At 64.4% G+C, this 16,714-nt stretch carries 10 protein-coding genes; 5 read left to right on the plus strand and 5 right to left on the minus strand.

What is annotated here, in order from left to right:
- Nucleotides 1-45: 45 nt before the first annotated feature.
- The gene (locus ABXS05_RS00360) at nucleotides 46-1,104 is read right to left on the minus strand and encodes an Ntn hydrolase family protein (RefSeq protein WP_311940355.1); all 1,059 of its coding nucleotides are present in this window, start codon (nucleotides 1,102-1,104) and stop codon (nucleotides 46-48) included.
- 449 nt (nucleotides 1,105-1,553) lie between these two features.
- Between ABXS05_RS00360 and ABXS05_RS00365 the strand changes: the two genes are divergently transcribed.
- Nucleotides 1,554-2,888, plus strand: a complete 1,335-nt coding sequence (locus tag ABXS05_RS00365; protein ID WP_367622530.1) for an OmpP1/FadL family transporter — start codon at nucleotides 1,554-1,556, stop codon at nucleotides 2,886-2,888.
- Between the two features lie 153 nt (nucleotides 2,889-3,041).
- Here the strand turns inward: ABXS05_RS00365 and ABXS05_RS00370 are convergent, their stop codons facing one another.
- Together ABXS05_RS00370 and ABXS05_RS00375 are read right to left on the minus strand one after the other, a co-directional pair.
- Nucleotides 3,042-3,890, minus strand: coding sequence for a fumarylacetoacetate hydrolase family protein (locus ABXS05_RS00370; RefSeq protein WP_367622531.1), 849 nt, complete (start codon nucleotides 3,888-3,890; stop codon nucleotides 3,042-3,044).
- A 445-nt stretch (nucleotides 3,891-4,335) separates the two neighbouring features.
- The gene (locus ABXS05_RS00375; protein WP_367622532.1) at nucleotides 4,336-4,761 is read right to left on the minus strand and encodes a DUF2852 domain-containing protein; all 426 of its coding nucleotides are present in this window, start codon (nucleotides 4,759-4,761) and stop codon (nucleotides 4,336-4,338) included.
- 236 nt (nucleotides 4,762-4,997) lie between these two features.
- On the opposite strand from ABXS05_RS00375, the gene ABXS05_RS00380 reads away from it, so the two are divergent.
- The 3 genes from ABXS05_RS00380 (at nucleotide 4,998) to ABXS05_RS00390 (ending at nucleotide 8,047) form a co-directional block, all read left to right on the plus strand.
- Entirely contained in the window at nucleotides 4,998-5,858 is an 861-nt protein-coding gene (locus tag ABXS05_RS00380; protein WP_367622533.1) for an undecaprenyl-diphosphate phosphatase, read from the plus strand.
- Between the two features lie 299 nt (nucleotides 5,859-6,157).
- Nucleotides 6,158-6,973, plus strand: a complete 816-nt coding sequence (locus ABXS05_RS00385) for a UDP-2,3-diacylglucosamine diphosphatase (RefSeq protein ID WP_367622534.1) — start codon at nucleotides 6,158-6,160, stop codon at nucleotides 6,971-6,973.
- A 9-nt stretch (nucleotides 6,974-6,982) separates the two neighbouring features.
- Nucleotides 6,983-8,047, plus strand: a complete 1,065-nt coding sequence (locus ABXS05_RS00390) for a glycosyltransferase family 4 protein (RefSeq protein WP_367622535.1) — start codon at nucleotides 6,983-6,985, stop codon at nucleotides 8,045-8,047.
- A 52-nt stretch (nucleotides 8,048-8,099) separates the two neighbouring features.
- On the opposite strand, the gene ABXS05_RS00395 is transcribed toward ABXS05_RS00390, so the two are convergent.
- Both ABXS05_RS00395 and ABXS05_RS00400 read right to left on the minus strand, forming a co-directional pair.
- Complete coding sequence (locus ABXS05_RS00395; RefSeq protein WP_367622536.1) at nucleotides 8,100-8,741, minus strand: LysE family translocator; 642 nt, start codon at nucleotides 8,739-8,741, stop codon at nucleotides 8,100-8,102.
- Nucleotides 8,742-8,934: 193 nt separating this feature from the next.
- Entirely contained in the window at nucleotides 8,935-15,990 is a 7,056-nt protein-coding gene (locus ABXS05_RS00400) for an apolipoprotein A-IV repeat region-like domain-containing protein (protein ID WP_367622537.1), read from the minus strand.
- Nucleotides 15,991-16,389: 399 nt separating this feature from the next.
- On the opposite strand from ABXS05_RS00400, the gene ABXS05_RS00405 reads away from it, so the two are divergent.
- Entirely contained in the window at nucleotides 16,390-16,710 is a 321-nt protein-coding gene (locus ABXS05_RS00405; RefSeq protein ID WP_068298777.1) for a 2Fe-2S iron-sulfur cluster-binding protein, read from the plus strand.
- The last annotated feature ends 4 nt before the right edge of the window (nucleotides 16,711-16,714 follow it).

Here is a 16,714-nt window from a genome sequence, read left to right on the forward strand (position 1 = left end):
CTTCTATGGTGACGCGAGTGCGCGTGTTTCCCGCCAGCGCTGTCGTCAGACCTGCAGCTCAAGGTCGGCAGTGACGGGCATGGCATCGCTGCGGTCCGGTGTTGCCTCATAGCCGCGGACACGCAGGCTGCCCTGGCGGGCGTCGGCCTCGACGGCAAGCCGGGTGATGGCATTGCGCAAGGGGGGCTCCACCCAGGCGAAGGGCGCCATGGCCCGGCCGGCATGGGAGGCGATCGCCAGTCGGCGGCTGGGACTGTCGCTTTCGCACAGCATCCCATTGTTCCAGCTCGGCGCATTGGCCCAGTCATTGGCGGCGGCGACCGGGCCGGGCTGCGTGACGAAAGCCTCAGGCCTGCGCTCGATCACGCAGGTCTCGGCAGGCGAGAGGCCCGTCAGCGTGAAGATCGTCTCGGCGGCGATCGGTATACGTTCCATCAGGTCCCGCGCGGTGGCGAAATCGGGAGCCTCCTCGAAGACGCGGCGAAGCAGGTGCATGGCGGGCATCAGCCCGCGCCGCAAGCCGGACAGATCCGGCACGATCGCACCGCTGGCGCTGGCCGCGCCGGCTGGTGCCGGACCCTTGTTGATCGTGGCGGCAAAGCGGCCGGGCGCCAGAGCCGTCAGCACCCCCACCGCACCAGGCCAGGTCACGTTGAGGAATTCTCCTGCAGGGCCGCGCTGGCGGACCACCTCGACGAAGCGGCCGAGACCGTCGAAATCCCAATCGAGCGTCCGCAGCAGCCGGGCACCGCGTCCGTCCGGAGCGGCCGCCGCCAGGGTTGTGCAGCCCCACTCATAGGCTGCGTTGATCAGGAAGGCGCCAGGCATCGGCAGGAGCGCGGCGATCGCCTCGATCTCGCCGACATAGGGGGAGGGGCTGGCGAGCAGCCAGGCATGCGCGCCGGCATCGAGTTCGGCCACCTTGCCATGGGCCTCCGCCGGCATCGAGATCAGGCAGGAGCGCAGCAGCGCCCGCACCGTATCCAGGCGGGCCTGGGCGTGCAGGGCCAGGCCGCTGTCGCGTGCATCGAAGATGGGAATGGGCGGCAACAGGGCTGCAGGGCCTTTCTGCAGGCCGACGCGAGGAAAAGGGATGACGCTCATTGCCGAGCTCCCGCCTGAAGAAGTTCTCGGGAATTATCTAAGCTTTGCGATGTATTGTCATCCAACAAGATGATGATGGAGACGTTTGTGTTTCACTCCTCTTTCATCGAGCCGTCGGAGTGCCCCCGACCCGCGTGGTCGCGAGCAAACGAGCTTTGGGATGGTTTTTCACTCGGTAAAGCATGTTTCTCGCCCCAAGTTGACGTAAAAACCGAGTGTTACAGGAACGCAACAACCCCGCTGAATTGAGACACAGGTGTGACGGAAACACGATGAAACGGCGACCCCGGCCGTTACGAAGCGTCGAATATTCTGGTACGAAGAATCATGAGTTCGAATGAACCGTCCGCAAGCAACACTTACTTGCTTGTGGTCAGACAAAAGCAATAGGCAGCTGAGATTACTCAGCCGGACCTGCCGTAGCGGCGGGTCATGATATGGGGGAACGAATGGCAAGAAACACCCAACTCGCATTCCTGCTGATGGCCGGCGTTTCGCTGGTTGCGAGCCAAGCCTATGCCGGCTCTTTCGCGCTGCGCGAGCAGAGCACAATTGGTCTTGGCCAGGGCTTTGCCGGTGTTGCGGCCGGATCGGGGGGCCTCAGCTCCATGTATTGGAACCCGGCGACGATGACCGCCATTCCTGGCTGGCAGTCCCAGTGGTCTGTGAGCGGCATCTTCCCGCAGGCTGAAATCACGCCGACTTTCGTCGGTTTGCCGGCGCCTTTGTGGCAGGGGACCAGCACCGGCGACATCGCGCAGGACGGCATCCTGGCGGCGGGCTATACGTCTTATCAGGTCAATGACAGGCTCTGGATCGGCCTTGCCACCAACACGCCCTTCGGCTTGGTCACCAAGAATCCCTTCAATTCGCCGGGACAGGTCTATGCCCGCACCTCGAGGGTGATCTCCTTCGATGTTAATCCGACCATCGCCTACAAGGTGACGGATTGGCTCTCGGTCGGCCTCGGCTTTCAGGCCATGTATTTCAAGACCCGCCTGACACAGGCTGCTCCGTTCCCAGGACTTCCGCCGGGCAGCGCAACTCTTCCTGGCGCGCCGACCGCCTCAATCGAGGGCGATAGTTGGGGCTATGGTCTGACTGCCGGTCTCACGATCACGCCGGTCGACGGCACCCAGATTGGCATCGGTTACCGTTCGGCTGTTAAACAGGATCTTGAGGGGACCCTTAGAAATCCGGGCGCTGCGTTGCCTATTTTGCGCCAGATGCGCGTCAAGGCCGATCTGACTTTGCCCGATCAGCTCACCATCGGTATCACACAAAGGGTGACGCCCGAACTCACGCTCTCCGCTGGTTTCGAATGGACGAATTGGAGCCGCTTCGGCGTGATTCCCGTCGTTGCGACGTCAGGACCCGCGGCCGGCCGCGAGGTCACGACCCTGCCATTCAAGTATGATGATGGCTACTATGCCTCGATCGGCGGAGAGTATGCCTGGAGCCCGGAGCTGACACTGCGGGCTGGTCTCGGCTATGAATGGTCGCCGATTTCCGACACCAATCGCGACCTGCGCCTGCCTGACAGCGATCGCATTCATGCCTCGATCGGCTTGGGCTACAAGTTCAACAACAAGCTTTCGGTCGATCTTGCCTATTCGCACCTGTTTGCTTTGAATGGCGATATCAAGCTCGATTCTCGCAATCCCCATTATTCAGGATTGCCCTATTTCGGCAAAGTCGATGCTTCGGTCGACATCGTCTCGGCGGGCCTGACCTATCGCTGGGATGATCCGGGCGAACCCAACCAGCCTGGTATCTTCAAGTAAGACGCTGAATTTCCAATAAAAAAGCCTTCGCGCAGGTTCATGCCGGCGCGAAGGCTTTTTCATGTTGTGCTGTCCAGCCTTGCGACACCTGGCACCCTTCCTCCCGTCGAGCGGGGAAGGGCGCCGGTCATGCCGTCAGGGCTGGCGGACGGCTCAGGCGCTCCAGGCAACCGTGGTCTGGCGCTGGTCGCCGAGCTTCTCGATGCCGAGCGTCATCACATTGCCGGGCTTGAGATAGCGCGGCGGCTTCATGCCCATGCCGACGCCGGGAGGCGTACCGGTGGTGATGACGTCGCCCGGTTCCAGGATCAGGAACTGCGAGATGTAGTGCACGATGTGGGCGACACCGAAGATCATGGTCTTGGTCGAGCCGGTCTGCACGCGCTCGCCGTCGACATCGAGCCACATGGAAAGGTTCTGGACGTCGCCGACTTCGTCGGGGGTAACCAGCCAGGGGCCGAGCGGACCGAAGGTCGGGCAGCCCTTGCCCTTCATCCACTGGCCGGAGCGCTCGATCTGGTAGGCGCGCTCGGAGACGTCGTTGCAGACGGCATAGCCGGCGACGTAGGAGAGGGCGTCCTTCTCCTCGACATAGGAAGCGCGGCTGCCGATGACGATGGCCAGCTCCACTTCCCAATCCGTCTTCTCCGAACCGCGCGGAATGACGACGTCGTCATTGGGGCCGACCACGCAGGACGGTGCCTTGTTGAACAGCACCGGTTCCTGGGGGATCGGCATGTTGCTCTCGGCGGCGTGGTCGGCATAATTGAGGCCGACCGCGATGAAGTTGCCGGGCTGGGCGACGCAGGAGCCCAGGCGCGGATTGCCGGTCACTTCCGGCAGCGAGGCTGGCGCGAGGGCGGCGATCCGGGCCAAAGACTGCGGCGAGAGGGCGTCGCCCTTCCAATCGGCGACATGGGCCGACAAGTCCCTGATCTTGCCATCCGCATCGATCAAACCGGGCTTTTCAGAGCCCGGCACGCCAAACCGTACCAGCTTCATTGTGGGGTCCTTTAGACGAAAGTTGCAGCCCTTCGGCTGTCGTTGAAATTATCGATCCTGAAAGCCGGTCCTCGCGAGGCAAATGCCATCAGCCGGCCGGTGCGGACCATGCCCGATCGGGGGGGCGGTCGCAAGCACTGTGTGGGATGCCACACCAATATTTGTCAGATGAATGGTTGGAATCATGTCGAGAAGAGGGAAGACACCCCTCAATCTGCGGGCAAAATGTGGTGGAAGCGCGCTTTGCGCAAAAAGAACGGATAGTCCTTCGCGGGTTTCGCGAAGGTTGCGCCCAAGCCTGTCGTCCCCAAGCCCCGCACATGACAAAGCCCGCACAGCCGGGCTGTGCGGGCCTCGTGATCGGTTTGGAAACATTGGTGGCCTGAGCAAGGTGCGACCCGCTCGGTCTACATCGCTCCCGCCCAAACGCACCTTGCTCTCGGGATCAGGCGGAGTGTCCCTCGCCACCATTGCGAGCGGCATTGCGCTCGGCCATGAAGCGATCGAACTCTTCCTTGTCGCGGGCACGACGCAGATTGGTGACGAATTCGGCGAAGGCGCGGCCTTCTTCCTCGAGGCGCCGGCGTTCCTCTTCCAGGCGGCGCAGCGTCTCGCGGCGATAGTCGTCGAAAGCGGCATTGCCGGTGGCCGACCAGCCATGGCCGGCATAGCTGCGCTGATCACGCGAGAAGCCGGCGAATTCCGCCTTGGCCCGCTCGAAGCCTTCACGCACCTTTTCCCGGGGAAAGCGGTCGCCCCAGATGAAATAGGCCAGCGCCGCCAGGCCAAGCGGCCACCAGATCAGAAAGCCGGCGATGACCGCCACGACATGAAGCGGATGCCAGCGGCCACGCGTAGAACAAGAGGTCATTATCCTCTCCCATGTTGCAACCCAGCACCCGAGCAATTGGGGGTGGCTGGGGGCAGCTTCAAGGGTACAAGCCGAAGTTGTGTCCGATTTAATCTTGCCGCTCGCCGCAGCGGCAACACGCCGTCACATGAAGCGCACCGCAATTTCATCGGCGACGCTGGCCTGCCGTAAAGTTGCCGCGATCGAAAGTTTTGTGGGTGCGCGTGCTGGGTCGGGCGCAATCCTTGAGGTGTGGAATGAGTGGCGCTTGCACCGACGGCGTCGACACCGGCTTTATGACGTTGGGGGTGGCAAAGGTCGCTTTCCTCGGCGTGGTCCAGGGGATCACCGAGTTGATGCCGATCTCCTCCACGGCCCATATGCGATTGGTGCCGGCCCTGCTCGGCTGGCAGGACCCCGGCTCGGCCTTCTCCGCGGCCATGCAGCTTGCGGCCCTGTGCGCGGTGGTCTGCTATTTCTGGACGGATATCCGCTCGATCACCCTTGGGTCGCTGGCGGCCGTACGCACGGGGGATTGGATGTCCCCGAAATTTCGCCTGGCGGTCGGCGTGGTGCTGGGTACGGTGCCGATCGTGCTGGCCGGCCTGCTGCTCGCGCCAACGCTCAATCGTTGCGACAGTCCCCTGCGGGCCCTGCCTGTGATCGGCCTTGCCTGCCTTGTCATGGGCGGCCTGCTCGCTGCTGCCGAACTCCTGGCTCGCCATCGGCGCCGGGTCGAGGACATGCGATTGCGCGATGCCCTGATCGTCGGGCTCGCTCAGGTGGGCGCCCTGATCCCCGGCGTGTCGCGGTCCGGCTCGACCCTGACGGCGTCGCTGTTCTGCGGTTTCTCGCGCGAGGAGGCGGCACGCTTTTCCTTCCTTCTGGGCATTCCCGCGATTGCCCTGGCCGGCCTGCACGAAATCGCCACGCTTCTGCGTGCCCATCTCTCCGTTGAAGGCTGGCTGATCCTCCTGGTGGGCCTGGTGGTCGGGGCGATTTCCTCTTTTGCCGCCCTTTGGGGACTGATGCGCATCCTCGAGCGCTTTTCGACCTGGCCCTTCATCATCTACCGCATTGTGCTTGGTGCCATCGTGCTCTGGGTTGCCTATCACTAGAGCGAAAGGCCCTCATGAGTGAATGCCTGTTTGCTGCAAGTCTTTGTTTCGGCGCGTCTTTGCAAATCGAGCTGTTTTCGTCTCGGCTCAAGACGCCATCAGAGAAAAAGCGGGCGAATGGGCAGCGATCCCCCTCGGACATGTCGCCTGTCATAAAACCATGAACTGAATCGTGTTTGTGACAATCAGGATGCGTCGTCGATTTCGCTGATGTCTGCAGCAAAGCGCATCAAAGCAAGCGCCGCGTTCTCATGCTTCGTTTCGACGACAGGTTTTTTGGACCAGGCGAGGATGGTGCCATGAACAGCGACAGCGAAGGCACGCGCTACCGAGCGCTCTTTATCTCGGATGTGCATCTGGGGACGCGTGGCTGCCAGGCCGGCATGCTGCTGGACTTCCTGCGCGCCTATGACGCCGAGACGATCTACCTCGTCGGCGACATCGTCGATGCCTGGCAGTTGAAAAGCGGCTGGTACTGGCCGCAGGCCCACAACGACGTGGTGCAGAAGCTGCTGCGCAAGGCCCGCAAGGGCGCGCGCATGGTCTATATTCCGGGCAATCACGACGAGTTCCTGCGTGATTTTCCCGGGCATCACTTCGGGGGCATCGAGGTCATCGAGCAGACCGTGCATGTCGCGGCGGATGGCAAGCGCTACCTGGTAATGCATGGCGATGCCTTCGACGTGGTGGTGCGCCACGCCAAGTGGCTGGCCCTGCTCGGCGACTGGGCCTATGTCACGGCCCTGGGTGTAAATACCTGGCTGAACGCCATTCGCCGGCGCCTCGGCATGTCCTACTGGTCTCTGTCCGCCTGGGCCAAGCTCAAGGTGAAGAACGCCGTCAGCTTCATCGGCCATTTCGAGGAAACCCTGGCCAAGGAAGCCAAGCGTTTGAATTGCGACGGGGTCATCTGCGGCCACATCCACCACGCCACGCTGCGCGACCTCGATGGCGTCACCTACATCAATTCCGGCGACTGGGTGGAAAGCTGCACCGCGATCGTCGAGCATTTCGACGGTCGTTTCGAACTGGTGCGCTGGAGCGAACTGGTCCGGCAGGCCGACAAGCCTCCGGCCCTCCAGGACGAGACGCTGGTTCCTCAGCGCGCCGCCTGAGCCGGTCCCATGAAGATCCTGATCGCCACCGATGCCTGGCGCCCGCAGGTGAACGGCGTCGTCCGGTCCCTGGAGCAGACGGCTGCGGCTGCAGCGCGACAGGGCGTCGAAATCGACTTCCTGGCGCCGGATCGCTTCTGGTCGGTGCCGATGCCATCCTATCCGGAAATCCGCCTTGCCATGCCGCCGCTCGGCGCTATCGAGCGGCATATCGAGGCCGAGAAGCCGGATTATGTCCATATCGCCACCGAAGGGCCGATCGGCCTGCTGACCCGCCGGGCCTGCTTGAAGAAGGGACGCCCTTTCACCACCAGCTATCACACGCGCTTTCCCGAATATCTCGCCGCGCGCGTTCCGGTACCGCTCGACTGGACCTATCGCTGGATCCGGCGTTTCCACAATGCCGGGGCAGGGACGATGGTCTCTACGCCGGCTCTCGAGCGTGAACTGGCGGCCCGCGGCTTCAAGCGGCTGATGCGCTGGTCTCGCGGGGTCGATGCCGAACTGTACCAGCCGAGACCGGTGCGCATCTTCGACCTGCCGGGCCCAATCTTCCTCTATGTCGGCCGGGTTGCGGTCGAGAAGAACATCGAGGCCTTCCTCGATCTCGACCTGCCCGGCTCGAAAGTGGTGGTTGGCGGTGGGCCGGCCCTGGAGATGCTGCGCTCGCGCTATCCGGCCGTTCATTTTGCCGGCATGCTGGAGGGAGAGGACCTGGCGAGGGCCTATGCCTCGGCGGATGTCTTCGTCTTCCCGAGCCTGACCGATACATTCGGCATCGTCCTGCTCGAAGCGATGGCCAGCGGCCTGCCGGTGGCAGCCTTTCCGGTGACGGGGCCGATCGACGTGATCAGCTCCGGCAGGACCGGCATCCTCGACAACGACCTTGCCGTCGCGGCGCGCGCCTGCCTCGACCTCAAACCCGCGGACGCCCGGGCGGAGGCCTTGAAATATTCCTGGGACGCCTGCGCCCACCAGTTCGTCGCCAATGTGGTGGATGCCTGCAGCCGGGCAAAGACCACGCCTGCGCCAGCCAGTGCGGTCAAACAGGGCCGTGCCAGCCTGCCGGTTTGACTATCAAGGTTGAAGCCCGGCGCGCGGCCCTATGACCAGGCGATGTCTGGACTCACATCCGCGACAGCAGCAGGCGGATACCGGCCAGGCCGAAGAACAATGCCAGCGTGGCTTCGATCCAACGCCGCGCCTTCTGATAAAGGCGAACCATGGGGCGGGCGGAAAAGACCAGGGCGTAACCGCCAAAGGTCGTCAGTCCGATCATGGCGCAGCCGACGATGATGGCCAGGGCCGTATAGCCGGGAGCGTCCGATTTCAGGCCGAGCGACATGATGGCGATCCAGGCCAGGATCGACTTCGGATTGGTCAGATGCAGCATCAGGCCGCGCCAGTAGAGCCGGCGGTAGTCGATCGGACCCCGTTCTTGCCTGGTTTCGTCCTGGCCGGCCTTGAAGGCCGAACGCGCCGATTTGACGGCCAGATAGAGGAGATAGAGCCCACCGCCGATCTTGATGGCGGTGATGGCGTTGGCATAGGCGGCCAGCAAGGTGGAAACCCCGGTGGCCGCCAGCATTGCCCAGATCATCGAGCCCGTCATGATGCCGGAAGCCAGTACCAGCGCCGGCAGGCGCCCCTGTCCCATGGCCACGCCCATGATGGCCATGTTGCTCGGGCCGGGGCTGGCGACGGCGACGGTGTACAGCGCATAGACCGCCAGCAAGGCATGGAACTGATGGAGCAGGGCGTCAACCATCGCAAACGTCTCACTGCAAGCCGGGCGTCGGCATGTTGGCTGAGGATTGACGGACAATAGCGGCGCCTGGCTTCAGCGCAAGCTCGGCTTCGGCATGGCAGCCATCCTGCCGACACAACGAAAAAGGCCCCGGGATTTCGGGGCCTTTTCCATGCTCAACCGGGCAGTTGAGAAAGGTCGTTTCCAGCCGGGCTCAGGTGAGCTTGCCGGCGGCGTGCGCCAGGATCGTATAGACCTTGCCGGAATCGGCGGTGAGATAGGTCCTGGCCATGTTGCCGCTGCGATCCTCGCGGTCCACTTCGGTGATGAGCTGTTCGAACTCCTGGACGTAGCGGTCCACCGTCGCCTGGAAGTCCGCGTCGCGCCGATAGCGCCGGCGGATTTCCTCGAAGGCCTGCTGGCCCTGCAGCGTGTAGAGCCGGCGCGAGAAGGCGTTGCGCTCGCCACGACGGTAGCGGTCCCAAACCTCGGCGACGGCGTCATGCTCGACCATCTTGGCGATATCGACCGACAGCGTGTCGAGGGAGGAGGCCATCACGGCGGGCGTGTTGGCCTGGGGAGCCGGTTCGGGCTCTTCGCGCGAGGCGCGGGCCAGCACTTCCGAGAGCCAGCCGGTACCGCGACGTTCACCCCGCGAGGCGGGTGCTGCCACAGCGGTGCTGCGGGCCGGCGCGGCAGGCTTCAACTCGGGCACCGGAGGCAGCGTGCCGGCGCGCGGCATTTCCGCCCGGCGAGCAGGGGCCTCGGCCGCCACGTCGGCACGCTCGCGCAGCCGGAGCGGGGCAGGGATCGGCCGGTCGGTCGGCTCGGCGATATCGAGCGAGCGGCTGGAGCGGCTGACGATATCGGCGAGGTCGTTGAGAGCCTGGATCTGCTCGGCCACGACGCGGCGCATGGTGGCGGTGGAGTCCGAGGTTTCCTTCGGGATCTCCAAGAGGCCGCGCTTGAGCTCGGAGCGGGTGGCTTCCAGCTCCTCCTTCACGGTCTGGGTCATGCCGCGCATCTCCTGGGCCACTTCGGCGAAACGCTCGGTGGCGCTGCCGAACAGGCCGGAGATTTCCTGCACTGCCTGCTCATAGGTCGATTTGAGGGCCGTGGAGGTGCGGTCGCGCTCCTTGCCGGTGGTAGCGCGGATGAGCTCGAACTGGTCGGCGATGGCCTGCGCCGTGGTGTTGGCGTTGTCGGCAAGCAGGCCGCTGGTCTGGCGCGCCTTGCTTTCGGCATTGGCGAGCTTTTCCTCGATCACTTCGGCGAAGGATTTCATCATCGCTTCCATCGCCTCGACCTTGCCGCCGACGGTGGAGACCAGGGCCTCCAGGGTGGCGCGACGTTCGTCGAGGGCCTGGTCGACACGGGTCTGTGTGTCGGTCAGGACAGCCGCAGCGCTGCTGAGGTGGTTGCTCTGTTCCTCCAGGCGATTGGCCATGGTGCCGACATCGCTGATGACGTGCGCGGCAAGGTCGCGCAGCGTCGTGACCTGATCACCGACGCGATCGGTCGCGCCGCTGGTCTGGTCGGCGAGATTCAGCATGGTCGACTGGAAGTCGCGCAGGCGGCCGGCCAGGCCACCCTCGATGGCATCGAGGGCCTTGGTGGAATTGTCGAGCGACTCGTGCAGGGCGGTGTTGGTGCCCGCGACCCGATCCAGCAGCCCGGTGATCTCCTCGCGCAGACGGGCCTGCAACGAACCGAGATCGCCGATCGCCTGGCTGGCCTTGGTCTCGATGGAGGAGGAGAGGGCTTGCGACGAAGCCTCCAGCGCCTGGCTGAGTTCGAAACGCTTGGTCGAGAGTGCTTCGACCAGGTCGCCGCCCTTCTGGCCGATCAACTCGGCAAGCTGGCCCGCACGCTCGTCGAGCGCCTTGGCCACCGTGTCGGCGATGTCGCCGAGTTCGTTCGACATGCTGGTGCTGCGCGTCGACAGCGTCTCGACCAGAAACTGGCCGCGCTCGTCGAGAATCCGGGCGATCTCGCCGGAGCGGGCGCCCAGGAGGCTGGCGAGGGCGCTGGTCTTGTCGCGCAACTGCGTGCTGACATCGCCCGAGATCTGGTTCAGCGTGTCGATCAACTGCTGACCGCGTTCGCTGAGTAGGCCGGCCATGGCATTGGCGCGGGTGTCGAGCAGGGCATTGATCTCCTCTGCACGCTCGCCGAGCTTGACGCTGACGTCGCCGGACAGGCGGCTCAGCGTGGCATCGACCGAAGCGACGCTCTGCAGGAGGTCGACCGAGACGTTCTGCACCTTCTCGCTGAGGGTGTCGGCAATATGCAGGCCGCGCGAGTCGAGCGAGTCAGAAAGATCGGCGAGGCGGCCGAGAACGTCCTGTTCGAAGCGGGTGATCCGCGAGTCGAGCGTGTGCGCGATGTCGTCGGCACGCGTGCTGAGGGCGCGATCGATTTCGCCGACCTTGCTGGACAGCGCGTCCGCAATGGCCGTGGTCTTGCTGTCGAACTGCGCTGCGATTTCGGCCGCCTTGACCGTCAGGTCGTTGCTCATCAGCGAGGAGCGGCTGTCGAGATGCGAGGTCAGGTCTTCGGCGCGGGCGCCGAGCGTTTCGGTCAGGTCGGCGCCCTTGTTGCCGAGCGCCACGACGATGTCGTCGGCGCGGCGCGACAGGGTCTCGGTGAGCGCCGCGCTGCGGCCGTCGATGAGCGAGGTGATCTCGCGGGCCCGCCCGTCGAGCAGGGTGCCGATCGCCTGCGTCCGTTCGTCGATGAGGGCACTGATCTGCGTGGCGCGGCCGCCGAGCAATTCGTCGATGGCGCTGCTGCGGCCATCCAGGAGGTCGCTGATCTGGGAGGCGCGGTTGTCGAGCACGCTGCCGATGGCGGCGGCGCGGCCGTCGAGCAGGTCGCTGGCCTCGCGGGCCTTGGCTTCCAGCGTGGCGCCGACTTCCTTGCCGCCTTCGCCGAGAAGCTTGGCGAGTTCGAGCGTACGGGTCGCCAGGGTCTCGTTGAGCGAGCGGGCGCGGCTGTCCAGGCCCTGATCGATCCGGGCGAGGCGGCCCTCGATGGCCTGGGCGACGTCGCTCGCCTTGGTGGTCAGGCGGTCATCGAGATCCGACAACTGCCCGTCCAGTGCCGCCAGCTTCTCTTCCAGCGTCTGGGCGACGGAGGCCGTGTGGGTGCCAAAACGGGCATCGAAGGCTTCGAGCTTGCCACCGAGCAGTTCGGCTGCCTGGGCGGTGTGACCCTGCACCTGGTCGGTGAGGCGGGTACCGTGCAGGCGGATTGAGCTCTCGAAGCCGAGCAGCTTCTGGGCGAGGTCGTCGCTGAGGGCCCGGGAATCGTCGCCGATGCGGGCGGCAAGGGCTTGGCCGCGGTTGCTGACGATGTCGTCGAGCTCGGAGATCTGGCGCCCCAATGACTGGTTCACCTCGCCGATACGCTGGCTCATGCCATCCTCGAAGGCCTTGAGCTGATTGTCCAGCGTGGCGTGGATGGTGGTCGCGTTCGACTGGAACTTGGTCTCGAAGGCGTTGAGCTTGTCGGCAATCGCGCCATGGATGACGTCGGTATTGGCCGCGACCTGCGCCTGCAGCGTAACCAGACGTTCGTCGAGTGCGTCCTGCAAGACGGAGGAGTTGTTGAGGAAATGCGTCTCGAAGGCGCCGAAGCGCTGGTCGAGCGAGGAGCGCACCAGAGCGGTGTTGCTGGCGAAGCGCATCTCGAAGGCGGCCAGGCTGTCGTCGAGCGCGGCCTGGGTGTTCTGCACATCTCCGTTGAAGCGGCTCTGGAAATCGCCGAGACGGGCGGCGAGATCGGCCTGGTTGGCTTGCAGCGTGTCGCTGAAGCTGGCCTGGAAGTCGCTGATGCGGTTCTCGAAATTCGAGGCGGCCGTCGAGGCCATCAGCTGGAAGCGGCGCTCGAAATCATTGAGGCGGGTATCGAGCAGGGTATGGGCGTCATTGGCGCTGCCGGCAAAATACTGCTCGAACTGCTTGAGGCGCGTGTCGATCCGGCCATGCGCATCCTCGGCACTGGCACCGAAGCGCTGTTCAAATTCGCCCAGGCGCTTGTCGAGAGCCGATTGAGCGCCGTTGGCGCTGGAGCCGAAGCGCAGTTCGAACTCGCCCAGGCGCTTGTCGACCGAGGCCTGGACCTGGTCCGCGCTGGCGCCGAAGCGCTGCTCGAAATCGCTGATGCGCTGCTCGATCGCGGCCTGGGCCTGATCGGCGCTGGCGCCGAAGCGTTGTTCGAAACCACCCAGCTCGCGGCTGAGCGTGGTCTGGATGTCGCGGGCGTTGGAACCGAAACGCTTCTCGAACTCGCCCAGATGCTGGTTGAGCGTGGTCTCGATCCCCTGAGCACCGGAGCCGAAGCGCTGTTCGAACTCGCTCATGCGCTGGGCGAGGGCGGTCTGGATGTCGCCCGCTCCCGACATGAAGCGCTGTTCGAATTCGCTCATGCGGTCGGCGAGGGCAGTCTGGATGCCGCCCGCTCCCGACATGAAGCGGTGCTCAAACTCGCCGAGGCGCTGCGAAAGGGCAGTCTGGATGTCGCCGGCGCCCGACATGAAGCGCTGCTCGAAGTCACCCAGACGCTGGCTGAGGGCGGCGTGGATGTCATCGGCACCCGCACCGAAGCGCTGTTCGAAGTCGCCCAGACGCTGATTGAGCGTGGTGTGAATATCCTCGGCGCCGGCGCTGAAGCGCTGCTCGAACTCGCCGAGGCGCTGGCTGAGCGAGGCATGGATGCTGTCGGCGCCCGAGCCGAATCGCTTCTCGAAGTCGCCCAGACGCTGATTGAGCGTGGTGTGGATGGTCTCGGCGCCGGCGCCGAAGCGCTCTTCGAATTCGCCGAGGCGCTGGCTGAGCGAGGCATGGATGCTGTCGGCGCCCGAACCGAAGCGCTTCTCGAAGTCACCGAGGCGCTGGCTGAGCGAGGCGTGGATATCCTCGGCATTGGTGCCGAAGCGCTGCTCGAACTCACCGAGGCGCTGGCTGAGAGCACCATGCGCCTGCTCGGCATTGGCGTTGAAGCGCTGCTCGAAGCCCTTGAGCGTATCGTCGAGGCCCGAACGGTTGTTCTGGATATTGGTGGCGAAGCGCACCTCGAATTCGCCCAGGCGCCGGTCGAGATCGGCATGGGCGAGGGTGGAGAGCGACTTGAAGCGATGCTCAAACTCGGACATGCGGGTGTCGAGCCCGGCATGGATGGTGCCGGCGCTTTCGGCAAAGCGCGTATCGAAGCCCTTGAGCGTGTCGTCCAGGGCCGAATGTACCTTCTGGGCATGGTCGAGGCTGCGGGATTCCAGGCCCGACAGGCGCTCGTCGAGACGCGCATGCAGATTGTCTGCGATCTCCTGGCTGCGCTTCTCGTGGCTGTCCAGCCGTTCGGCGAGAGCCTTGCCGAAGGCGTTGGTCTGGGTTTCGACGGTGTTCTCGAGCCGCGACACGCCGAAATTGATCTGCGAGACGGCGGCAGCGCTGCGCTCGCCGATGACGCGGGTCAGCGTGTCGCCACCAATGGCGAGAATGCCGGAAGCGTCGCGGGCGGCCGTGTTGATACGGGCTGAAAGCTGTGTGCCTTCCTCTTCCAGCACGGCCTGCAGGCGCTGTGCCGATGCCGTGACAGCAGACTCGGCTTCGGTGCTGCGCTTTTCGATGTTGGCCACGATGGTCTGGCCGGTCGCTGCCAGCCTGCGATCGATGTCGCCGCCGCCGACCACGATGGATTCGTGAATGCGCTCGCCGGTCTGGGTGAGGCGATCGGCAAGGTCGCCGCCGCGGGTGGTGATGATCTCTGCGATCTGGGTGGCCGTGCTCTCGAGCTTGCCGGCGACGTCCATGCCGCGGTTCTGCAAGTCGCCGAGAATGGCATCGCCCGTCGAGCGCAGCGTGCTATTGACGTCGGCCACGGAGCCGATGATCTGCTCGACCATCTTGGCGCCGGTATCGCGAATGGAGCTGACCACCACGTCGGTGCCCTCGGCGAAGGCATTGGTCAGGCCCGAACCGGTGCGCACCAGCGTGTCGTTGACCGCGGTGCCGCGTTCGACGATGTCGTCGACGATGCGCTGGCTGCTGGTGGTCAGGGTCTCGTTGAGCTCGAGGGCGCGCGAGGACAACGTGTTGCTGATCTCGTTGGCGCGGGTCGCGAAGTTCTCGTTGACCTGGTTGGAGGTCGAGGTCAGGTGTTCGGTGATCTCGGCGACGCGGCGGTTGAGCTGCTCGGTCACCTGGTCGGACGAACTCGACAGTGCCTTGTTGACGTCCTGCGCGGTCGTCGTCATGCGGTCGATCAGCGAATTGCCACGATCGGCCATGGCGCCGACCATGTGGTCGCCAACTTTGGCGAGCTCCGACGTGAGCTGGCTGCCGCGCTCGCCGAAGGAGCGCATCACCTGCAGGCCGGCTTCGGAGACTTCCGAGGAAATGCGGCCGGCGACGGAGCCGAGCGCCAGGGTCAGGTCGTCATGCGCGACCACGATGGCCGAGCGTACGCGGTCGGCATTGCCGACGATGGCTTCGCGCTGGGTCGAAAGATCGTCCACCAACGAGCGGATGCGCTGCTCGCTCTCCGTATAGGAGCGCTCGAGCATCGAAACCTCGTTATGCACCATGATTTCGAGTTCGCTGGCGCGGGCGAGGGCGCGGTCGATGCCGTCGCCCATGGCGGCGACTTCCCGGCGGATGGCCTGGCCGACGGAGGTGACAGCCTCGGCCGCGGCTCCTTCAGGCTCCGCCAGACGCAGGGCGACTTGCGTCATCGAACGGGTGACGAAGCGCATTTCCTGAGAGCGCCAGATCAGGCCGGCCACGGCAAAGAAGAAGAAGGGCGGCAGCACCACGGCGAGAATGCCGAGCGCCAGGCCCGGATTGGCCTGGTAGGTCGAAGCCTGGAACAGGTTGGCGAGGTTGAGGTTGCCGAGGATGCTGAGAAGCAGGGCGCCGCCAGCGAGCCAGACGACGGAAAGGGCGAGGGCGGTCCAATAGGGCGTGCGCGAGGGGCGGCGCTGGAGGGCCTGCAGCAATTGGCCAACGCTGGCGCGATCGTCATTGGCGGGCGAGCGGGGTTCACGGGCGAGCGGGCGGTCGGCAGCAGGCTTGTCTTCGGCGCGAGGTGCGGCGGCCGGTGGTTCCTGTGGCTCGGGTTCCACTTCGAAGTTGAAGCCCTCGTCGGCCTTGGGCAGCTGCGCGGGCTCCTTGTCAGGCGTCTGTGAAGCAGCCGTGCTCAGATTGAGTGCTTCCTCGATCGCAGACAGGGCGGCATCCGCCGGATCCTGCATCTTCGACTTGTTCGCCATAATCTGCCTCACGCTACTCAATTCAACGCCGCCCGCCTGGGATCCGGACGACCCCAGGCTGAAATCGCTGCACCTGTTTCGGCCCCCATCCCAGACGAAATGGGGTTCGCATCGGTCCGCCTATGCGAAGGACAATGCTGCCAGCTTGAAATCCTATCCTGCACGGCTGGGAATGGAAACCGCTTCGGCACGCTTTCCAGCAGCATCGTTAACGACTTTTTTACCACGTCGAAATCGCGCGAAAATGAGGCAAATTCGAGGTTTTCCCGGGATTGGGACCGCGTTGGTGAAAAGTGGAGCGTCCGGAAAGCCCGCCTCGCGTGCAATCTCGATGGGGCCGGACTGGAACCTTGCCAATGCGCTCTATATAGAACGCTTGTCAGAAAGCTGAGATGGACGATGGTCAAAATCATATTCCGAGATCACACCGGCGAAAGCCGGGAGGTGGAGGCCGAGCCGGGCTCGACGGTGATGGAGGCGGCGATCCGCAATGGCATTCCGGGTATCGTGGCCGAGTGCGGTGGCGCCTGCGCTTGTGCCACCTGCCATGTCTATGTCGACGAGGCCTTCATGCCTCTGGTCGGTGAGCCCGAGCCGATGGAGGAAGACATGCTGGACTTCGCCTTCGACGTGCGCCCGACCTCCAGGCTCTCCTGCCAGATCCGCGTTCGCGACAATCTCGACGGATTGATCGTCAACACCCCCGAAAAGCAGGCCTGATCTT

Source organism: Labrys neptuniae (assembly GCF_040797145.1).
Lineage (GTDB): Bacteria > Pseudomonadota > Alphaproteobacteria > Rhizobiales > Labraceae > Labrys > Labrys neptuniae.